Genomic DNA, 9,227 nt, shown 5'->3' on the forward strand with positions numbered 1-9,227 from the left:
GTGGGTAAAGAAGGCGTTATCACGGTTGAAGACGGTCGTGGTTTTGAAAATGAACTCGACGTTGTTGAAGGTATGCAGTTTGACCGTGGTTACCTGTCTCCATACTTTGTTAACGAACAGCAAACTATGTCAGCCAATCTGGATGACCCATACGTTCTGCTGTACGACAAAAAAATCTCTAATATCCGTGAACTGCTGCCAACACTGGAAGCGGTTGCCAAATCAAGCCGTCCACTGCTGATCGTTTCAGAAGATGTTGAAGGCGAAGCGTTGGCCACTCTGGTTGTTAACAACATGCGTGGTATCGTTAAAGTCTGTGCGGTTAAAGCGCCAGGTTTTGGTGATCGTCGTAAAGCGATGTTGGAAGATATCGCTGTGTTAACTGGCGGTACCGTGATTTCTGAAGAAGTTGGTCTGAATCTGGAAAAAGTTACTCTGGATGATCTGGGGCAAGCGAAGAAAATCTCTGTCAGCAAAGAAAACACCACTATTATTGATGGTGCAGGCCGTGCGGATGAAATTACTGCACGTGTTGAACAGATTCGTGCACAAATCGCTGATTCATCTTCAGACTACGACAAAGAAAAACTGCAAGAACGCGTGGCTAAGTTAGCCGGTGGTGTTGCGGTAATTCGTGTTGGTGCTGGCTCTGAAATTGAAATGAAAGAGAAAAAAGCCCGTGTTGAAGATGCATTACATGCGACTCGCGCTGCCGTTGAAGAAGGCGTAGTTGCTGGTGGTGGTGTTGCTCTGGTTCGTGCCGAAGTAAGCTTGGGCGAACTGAAAGGTGACAACCTGGATCAGGATGCTGGTATTGCTATCGCACGTCGTGCAATGCAGGAACCTTTACGTCAAATCGTTACCAACTCTGGCGATGAAGCCTCTGTTGTTTTAAATGAAGTCGCTGCAGGTAAAGGTAACTACGGTTACAACGCTGCAAGCGGTGAATATGGCGATATGATTGAAATGGGTATTCTGGATCCAACTAAAGTAACGCGTACGGCATTGCAAAATGCTGGTTCGGTTGCGGGTCTGATGTTGACCACTGAAGCCATGATTGCTGAAATTCCGAAAGAAGAAGCTCCTGCAATGCCTGATATGGGCGGCATGGGCGGCATGATGTAATTCGTTACAGCATCGCTCTCAGCACACAAAAAAGCCCTGCCTCGAAAGAGGTGGGGTTTTTTTTTGGGCTAATTAAATTGAAAAGAGCTTTTAAGGGTGTAATGTTTTCCAGAAAGGAATCAACATCAGGCTCAATACAAAGGCTATTAACAGTAATACGCCTATAAAGCGAAATGGATGCTGAAAAATGGATTGGAAAAATCCCGGTATTTCGCCATTTGCACGCAGATTTTCATATTGCTGACGCTGATCTATAGCGCGTTTGGCCTGATATTCATCGAGCGTGGCTTTGGCAATAGGCAGTTGTTCATCATTTATCAACCAGATGGCTGCCACACCAAGGCCAAAAAATCCAGCCTGAGTTTCGTAAAAGGCAAAGCCTTTATCGTCCAGCAATTGCCGAACGTCTTCCGCTTCGTCTTCAGGTACATTGTTGAGTCGAAATAATAAAGTCGCCATAGTCGTCCTTGTCTGTCAGCGCGGTTAGAATCTAACCCGATTTGTTACTTCATTCAGCGGCATATTAGGCGTTTTGCAATTGATTGGCAAAATCATGATTTACATCACGATGCTTGGCCTCATCATCTCTTACAACTAACACTACATCACGTAGCAGCGCATCCTGTGGCAGGTTCCAGTAATCAATGGCAATTTGCGGTGCGGCTACGTTTTCGTATTTGCCTGAATCGATACCTGCTAAATACTCGGTATAGCTGTACACAGCTTCTTCCTCAAGATAACCAACAATTCGATGGGCTACTCGAGATGAGAAAATATATAAAATAAAGAACAAGTTATAAAACACACCCTGAGCAATGATAATCAACACGCGTTCGAACCAGCTTGGTTTGGCAATATGCACAAAGGTAAGCAGATGCATGCGTTCATTGTCAGCTTCTTCCAGCAAAGTACTGATCCAGCCATCATCATTTTGCATCCGGCGCAGTGAACGAAGATGCTGAAGAGCCCCGCCAACCATGCCAGGTACGGCTGCAACCGTTTCCAGTACGACAGCACGATGTCCGTAACGCCCGGAAAAAAAGACGTCAGCAAAAAAACGCATAAATTTTACAATTGCCAGCGCCACCCGATCAGAAACGCTTTTTGGGGTGAAATGCGGGGCGTTATATTCATTGCTGTCCATCGTTGTCTCCTTTGACGAGACGAAGGTTATTTAGTCTGAGAAAATACATTTGCCGATGTGAAAATTTCGTGGTTATTACATCGCGATAAGTCATATGTTCTGTTAGTTTAGACACATTTTCAATGACTGTGCATTTTGAAATATCCAATGAGGCAAAAATGACCACAACACAACTTACAGAACGATGGCAATCGATTCTGCAGGATAAGCAAAATCTGCTTGATTCTGCCTCTGAAGTATTAACGGCCAGTGAGTATGTGTTGAATCAGGGCGACAGGCAACCACAGCGTTTGCGTGAGTTGGTCGAAAGTGGTGATTTGGAAACTGTCTATGCAGAAGATGGCTATCAGCAACGCCTGCAAACCCGGCTGGCACAGGTAAATGATGAAGCCACTTTGCAACAACAATTGCGGTTCTTTCGACACCGAGAAATGGTGCGTATTATCTGGCGGGATTTAAGTGGATGGGCCGATCTGGCAGAAACGGTGCGTGAGTTAACGGCATTGGCGGATTGTTGCGTTGAGCAGGCATTAAACAAGCTTTATCAATGGCAAACCGAACTGCTTGGCACCCCGATGGATGAGTTGGCTCAGCCACAGCATTTAATCGTGCTGGGGATGGGCAAAATGGGTGCCGGGGAATTGAACCTGTCTTCTGACATAGATTTGATTTTTACCTATCCTGATGATGGCGAAACACAAGGCGCACGGAAAAGCCTCACCAATGAAGAGTTTTTTACTCGCTTGGGTCGCAAACTGATTCAGGCTCTCGATAATGTGACCGTTGATGGATTTGTGTTTCGGGTAGATATGCGTTTGCGCCCGTTTGGTGAAAGTGGATCATTAGTCGCCAGTTTTGATGCCATGGAGGATTACTACCAGACTCAAGGCCGGGAATGGGAACGCTATGCAATGATCAAGGCAAGACCTGTTACGGGCAGTGAACAGGATAAGAAAGCTATCAGCGAGCTACTACGACCGTTTGTCTATCGACGTTACCTTGATTACGGCATGTTTGATTCACTGCGTGAAATGAAATCCATGATTGCCGGACAGCTTCATTTAAAAGGCATGGAAGACAATATCAAGCTTGGAGCAGGAGGGATCCGCGAAATTGAGTTTATTGGTCAGGTGTTTCAGTTAATTTATGGCGGGCGTGACAAACCTTTGCAGCAAAGACCCATTCTGACGATTCTGGATTTATTGGCTGAGCGAAAATTATTGTCAGATTACGCTGTAACAGCCTTAAAAAATGCGTATGTGTTTCTGCGTCGAACAGAACATCGTATTCAGGCCTGGGCAGATCAACAAACACATTTATTACCCAGTAATAATGAGGCCCGAATTCGTTTAGCAAGGAGTATGGGATTTGAGAGCTGGACTGCTTTTGTTGAAACTCTCAGTGAACATCGGCAGCAGGTGCATGAACATTTCCAACAATTACTGACTGCACCACAGGCCGATGATGAGAGTACCGACAGTATTGCATTGTTAACTTCCAGCGAAGCAGAAATAACGTCTTATCTTGAAACATGGGGATATCACGAACCAGAGCAATCCCAACAGACGATTGAAAAATTGTTGAACCTACATGTCGTGAAAAACCTTAGTCATACCGGTCTCGGACGTCTCAAAAAATTATTGCCATTATTGGTTCAGGCTGCTGCTGGCACTGATGAGCCTGATACTTGCCTGAATCGGATGATTCCGTTATTGGAATCGATTATGCGACGTTCAGCCTATATGTCGCTATTAGTTGAAAATACCCTGGCCTTATCTCAACTGGTCAAACTCTGTGCGGCAAGTCCATTAATTAGCCATCAGTTAGCACGTTATCCAGTATTACTGGATGAATTGCTGGATCCGCGATCACTTTACGAAGTGCCTGGCCGAGAACAGCAACAAGCCTTATTAAACCAGTTCCTCTCAGCTGCTGAAGACACCGATCTTGAACAGCAAATGAATTTATTGCGGGAGTTTCGGCAAATTGCCACTTTGCATGTTGCTGCAGCAGATGTCACCGAAGTATTACCGTTGATGCGGATCGGTGATCAACTCAGCGAATTGGCAGAAATTTTGTTGGAACGTGTGTTGCAATTGGCTTGGCAATATCTGATCTCGCGTCACGGATTACCGCCCGCTGCGGATAAAGATGATATGACGGAGTGCGGCTTTAGTGTCATTGCCTATGGAAAATTAGGTGGACTGGAGTTGGGGTATGGCTCAGATCTGGATTTAGTTTTTGTATTTGATGATGCGCGGGAGGGAATGACTGATGGTGATAAACCTGTCGATTTGATGGTGTTTTATACACGTTTGGCTCAGCGGATGATCCACTTATTAAATACCGTGACTGCGGGTGGAGTGCTTTATGAAGTCGATATGCGACTGAGGCCAAGGGGTAATTCAGGGTTGCTGGTGAGTCCAATTTCAGGCTTTGATGATTATCAACAAAATGAAGCCTGGACGTGGGAACATCAGGCTCTGGTCAGAGCCAGGTGTGTCGCAGGAGATAAAAAATTAGCTGAAGAATTCAGTAACATTCGCCAGCAAGTTTTGTCCAAATCACGTACTGAATCCGAGCTGGCAAAAGAAGTCAGTGAAATGCGCCATAAAATGCGTCAGCAACTGGATAAGTCGTCTGCAGGAAATTTTGATCTTAAGCAGGGCGTAGGTGGTATCACTGATATTGAATTTATGGTGCAATATGCAGTACTAGCTTGGTCAGCAAGCTTGCCAGATCTGATGGTTTACACCGATAATATCCGAATTTTGGATGCTTTAGTCGCGACAGGCAAGCTCAGTGAACAAGAAGGGAACATGCTCGCAGATGCTTATCGCTATTATCGTAGTGAAGCAAATCATTGTGTTCTTCAGGAACAACCGGCAGTGGTGCCGGAGGCCAAAGTGGCCGATTTTCAGCAACAAGTGAACGCAATTTGGCAACGCTGGTTACGTTAAGACCAGTTTGATATCAATATTAAGTCTCAAAAGTAGGTAATTATGGCAGCAGTAACAATGGCAGATCGTGATGGCGTTATCTGGTTGGATGGCGAATTTGTGCCTTGGCGCGAAGCTAAAGTCCATGTGCTGACGCATACACTGCACTACGGAATGGGGGTGTTTGAAGGAGTCCGTGCCTATCAAACAGATGCTGGCGCTGCTATTTTTCGCCTGCAGGAGCATACAGACCGGCTCTTCCGTAGCGCCAAGATTCTCGGTATGAACATCCCGTTTGATAAAGCGACTTTAAACGAAGCACAACGTGCTGTGGTTCGAGATAACAAACTGGATTCTGCCTATATTCGTCCGATGTGTTTTTATGGTTCTGAAGGCATGGGTATCCGCGCTGACAATTTAAAAACACATGTGATGGTGGCTGCCTGGAGCTGGGGTTCCTATCTGGGTGAAGAAAACATGACCCGCGGTATTCGCATTAAAACCTCATCGTTTACCCGTCACCATGTGAATATCACCATGTGTAAAGCCAAAGCCAATGGCAACTACATGAATTCGATGATGGCGTTGCAGGAAGCCGTGAATGATGGTTATGACGAAGCACTTTTATTAGATGCCAACGGCTTTGTTACTGAAGGCAGTGGGGAAAACTTTTTTATGGTGCGTGATGGTGTACTTTATACACCTGAGTTAACCTCTGCACTGGAAGGTATTACCCGCGATACCGTTATGCGTCTGGCGAACGATATTGGTTTGAAAGTCATTGAAAAACGCATTACGCGTGATGAAGTTTATATCTGTGATGAAGCCTTTTTCACTGGCACTGCCGCAGAAGTTACCCCTATTCGTGAGTTGGATAATCGTCCTATTGGCGAGGGCAAACGCGGTCCAATCACTGAACAGTTGCAAAGCATGTATTTCGATCAGGTTTATGGTCGCAGCGAATATTATCGCGACTGGAATACCCTGGTTTAATTCAGAAAAACTAAATATTTAACGTAATAACAAAGAGGTTAGTACCAAATGGCAGGTCATAGTAAATGGGCGAATATCCAGCATAGAAAAGGTGCGCAAGATGCCAAACGCGGCAAACTGTTCACCCGGCTGATTCGTGAAATTACTGTTGCCGCCAGAATGGGCGGTAGTGACCCGGCGACTAATCCACGCTTACGTGCTGCCATCGATAAGGCTTTGGGCAGTAATATGACCAAAGATGTTATTGAACGAGCGTCTAAGCGTGGTGCAGGTGAACTCGAGGGTGCTGCATACGAAGAGGTACGTTACGAAGGCTACGGGCCAAATGGCATCGCTATTATGGTGGATTGCATGACGGACAATCGTAACCGCACGGTTGCTGAGGTACGCCATGTTTTCAGTAAACGCGGTGGCAATATGGGCACCGATGGCTGTGTGGCCTTTATGTTTAATCAAAAAGGCATTATCAGTCTAGCGCCAGGTCTGGATGAAGACGCGGTCATGGAAGTCGCGCTGGAAGCGGGTGCTGAAGATATTGTCACCAATGATGATGGTTCCATCGATGTGTTTACCACGCCGGATGAGTATGCTGCTGTTAAAGATGCCTTGGATGCCGCTGGCTTTGAGGCGCAATCAGCCGAAGTCACCATGCACCCTGACAATACCGTCAGTCTGGAGTTGGATGACGCACAAAAAGCCATCGCCATGATAGAAGCGTTTGAAGAGCTTGATGATGTGCAACAGGTCTATTCAAATGCAGACTTCTCTGATGAGGTGATGGCGCAGCTGGAGAACTAGCGGCCATCCCCCTATGTCACGCATTCTCGGTGTTGATCCCGGCTCCCGTAAAACCGGTTTTGGCATCATAGAGCTTGACGGTAAACAGATTAAGCACGTCATTAATGGCAGATTGCTGGTGGGTGATGGCGAGTTTGCTGATCGTCTGAAACAGATTTTTGATGGATTGACCGATCTGATTCTGCGGTATCAACCTGAAATTATGTCTATCGAACAGGTGTTTCTGCATAAAAATGCTGATTCAGCTTTGAAACTTGGTCAGGCTCGAGGGGCTGCCATTTGTGCCGCAGTCAATCAACATTTAAAAGTCCATGAATATTCCGCCACACAAATAAAAAAAGCTGTCGTTGGTAATGGACATGCCAAAAAAGAACAGGTCCAGTATATGATGTCGGTCATGTTGCAATTAAAAGAAGCGCCAATGGAAGATGCCGCAGATGCCTTGGCCTGTGCGGTAACCCATGCAAATCATGCAGCACTGGATAGTCTCAGCAATAAACTTCCCGCAGGAATGCGGATCAGTCGTCGTCGAGGAGGACGCTATAGCCGATGATTGGTCGTCTTACCGGAATTATTATCGAAAAACAGCCGCCGGAATTGGTGCTGGATGTAAATGGGGTGGGCTATGAAGTTTCCGCTCCCATGTCTACTTTTGTAAATTTGCCGTCACTTAATGAAAAAGTGAGTTTATATACCCATTTAGTCGTGCGCGAAGACGCCCAGTTGTTGTATGGTTTTGCTACTACTCGCGAACGATTATTATTTCGCAGTTTACTTAAGGTAAATGGAGTGGGAGCGAAACTGGCACTGACGATTTTATCGGGTAGCGACGTCGATAGCTTTGCTCGAAGTGTGCAGGAAGGTGATGCCGCAAGTTTGACGCGTTTGCCTGGTGTCGGTAAAAAGACAGCAGATCGTCTTATTATAGAGATGCGCGACAGACTTAAGGAAGTCGGTTCTGCAATGGGGCTTGATGAACAAATTACGACGAATATGCCGAGTAGCAGCGGGGCACGAAAAGAAGCACTGGAAGCTTTGATTGCTTTAGGGTATAAAGCCGCCGAAGCAGACAGAATGATCCGTAGTTTTGATGCCCAGGATATGACTACTGAGCAAATCATCAGACAGGCGTTACAGCGTAATTAACTATGGATGAACGTTTTATTACTCCGCAAACGCTGAATGATGATGACCGGGTGGATCGGGCTATCCGGCCCATTAGACTCGAGGACTATATTGGGCAACCGGTGGTGCGCGAGCAGATGGAATTATTTGTTTCAGCGGCCCGGCAACGCAAAGAAGCGTTGGACCATACACTGATATTTGGTCCTCCGGGGCTGGGTAAAACCACATTGGCACATATTATCGCCAATGAAATGGGCGTTAATTTAAGACAAACTTCGGGGCCGGTTTTAGAGCGTCCTGGTGATTTGGCAGCGTTGCTGACCAATCTAGAGCCGAATGATGTATTGTTTGTCGATGAAATTCATCGATTAAGCCCGGTGGTTGAAGAAGTGTTGTATCCGGCGATGGAAGATTACCAGATCGATATCATGATCGGTGAGGGACCGGCAGCTCGTTCAATTAAGCTGGATCTTGAGCCATTTACCCTGGTCGGAGCAACAACCCGCGCTGGTTCACTGACCTCGCCTTTGCGAGACCGATTTGGCATTGTGCAGCGATTGGAATTTTATAATGTCGCTGATTTAAGTACGATTGTGCAGCGTAGCGCACGTATTCTAGGTTTAACGCTGGACGTTAATGGTGCAGGTGAAATTGCTCACCGTTCCAGAGGCACGCCGCGAATAGCCAACCGTTTATTACGACGGGTTCGTGACTACGCAGAAGTGCGGTTTGATGGTATTGTCACAGCAGAAATTGCCAGACAGGCACTGGATTTGCTGGATGTCGATAAATTTGGTTTTGATATGTTGGACCGCAAACTATTGCTGGCCATCATTGAAAAATTTTCCGGTGGCCCGGTAGGATTGGACAATATTGCCGCGGCTATTGGAGAAGAGCGTGGCACGATTGAAGATGTTATTGAACCCTTTTTGATTCAGGAAGGATTTATCATGCGGACACCTCGTGGCAGAATCGCTACCAAACGGGCTTTTTTGCATTTGGGTCTGACACCGGATTTAGATCTGACAGGTGATTAATGCAGTCTTTTGATTGGCCGGTGAGAGTGTATTACGAAGATACGGATAGTGGTGGCGTTGTATATC

Annotated in this window: 9 protein-coding genes; 7 read left to right on the forward strand and 2 right to left on the reverse strand. The window is 46.2% G+C overall.

The features are described from left to right. A partial coding sequence (gene groEL / locus B3182_RS14680; RefSeq protein ID WP_292753310.1) for a chaperonin GroEL occupies nt 1-1,125 on the forward strand: 1,125 nt, incomplete at its 5' end. Between the two features lie 90 nt (nt 1,126-1,215). Here the strand turns inward: groEL and B3182_RS14685 are convergent. Then, complete coding sequence (locus B3182_RS14685) at nt 1,216-1,584, reverse strand: DUF6164 family protein (RefSeq protein ID WP_289281406.1); 369 nt, start codon at nt 1,582-1,584, stop codon at nt 1,216-1,218. Between the two features lie 64 nt (nt 1,585-1,648). Further along, on the reverse strand, nt 1,649-2,269 hold the full coding sequence (locus tag B3182_RS14690; protein ID WP_292358167.1) for an alternative oxidase: 621 nt from the start codon (nt 2,267-2,269) through the stop codon (nt 1,649-1,651). A 122-nt stretch (nt 2,270-2,391) separates the two neighbouring features. Between B3182_RS14690 and glnE the strand changes: the two genes are divergently transcribed. The 6 genes from glnE to ruvB are packed head-to-tail and all read left to right on the forward strand — an operon-like array spanning nt 2,392 to nt 9,161. Further along, nucleotides 2,392-5,229, forward strand: a complete 2,838-nt coding sequence (gene glnE / locus B3182_RS14695; protein WP_292358165.1) for a bifunctional [glutamate--ammonia ligase]-adenylyl-L-tyrosine phosphorylase/[glutamate--ammonia-ligase] adenylyltransferase — start codon at nt 2,392-2,394, stop codon at nt 5,227-5,229. 42 nt (nt 5,230-5,271) lie between these two features. Further along, nucleotides 5,272-6,201: a branched-chain amino acid transaminase gene (locus B3182_RS14700; RefSeq protein WP_292358163.1), complete on the forward strand. Its 930-nt coding sequence runs from the start codon at nt 5,272-5,274 to the stop codon at nt 6,199-6,201. Between the two features lie 48 nt (nt 6,202-6,249). Beyond that, nucleotides 6,250-6,999 (forward strand): YebC/PmpR family DNA-binding transcriptional regulator, encoded by a 750-nt coding sequence (locus B3182_RS14705; RefSeq protein WP_292358161.1) that lies wholly within the window; start codon nt 6,250-6,252, stop codon nt 6,997-6,999. 13 nt (nt 7,000-7,012) lie between these two features. Further along, entirely contained in the window at nt 7,013-7,552 is a 540-nt protein-coding gene (gene ruvC, locus B3182_RS14710) for a crossover junction endodeoxyribonuclease RuvC (RefSeq protein WP_292358160.1), read from the forward strand. Beyond that, nucleotides 7,549-8,145: a Holliday junction branch migration protein RuvA gene (gene ruvA, locus B3182_RS14715; protein WP_014705249.1), complete on the forward strand. Its 597-nt coding sequence runs from the start codon at nt 7,549-7,551 to the stop codon at nt 8,143-8,145. The genes ruvC and ruvA overlap by 4 nt, the downstream gene beginning before the upstream one ends. Before the next feature lie 2 nt (nt 8,146-8,147). Continuing rightward, nucleotides 8,148-9,161: a Holliday junction branch migration DNA helicase RuvB gene (ruvB, locus tag B3182_RS14720; protein WP_292358159.1), complete on the forward strand. Its 1,014-nt coding sequence runs from the start codon at nt 8,148-8,150 to the stop codon at nt 9,159-9,161. Nucleotides 9,162-9,227 lie beyond the last annotated feature (66 nt).

Origin of the sequence: Methylophaga sp. UBA4204, from assembly GCF_002379485.1 — a bacterium.
Classification (GTDB): Bacteria; Pseudomonadota; Gammaproteobacteria; order Nitrosococcales; family Methylophagaceae; genus Methylophaga.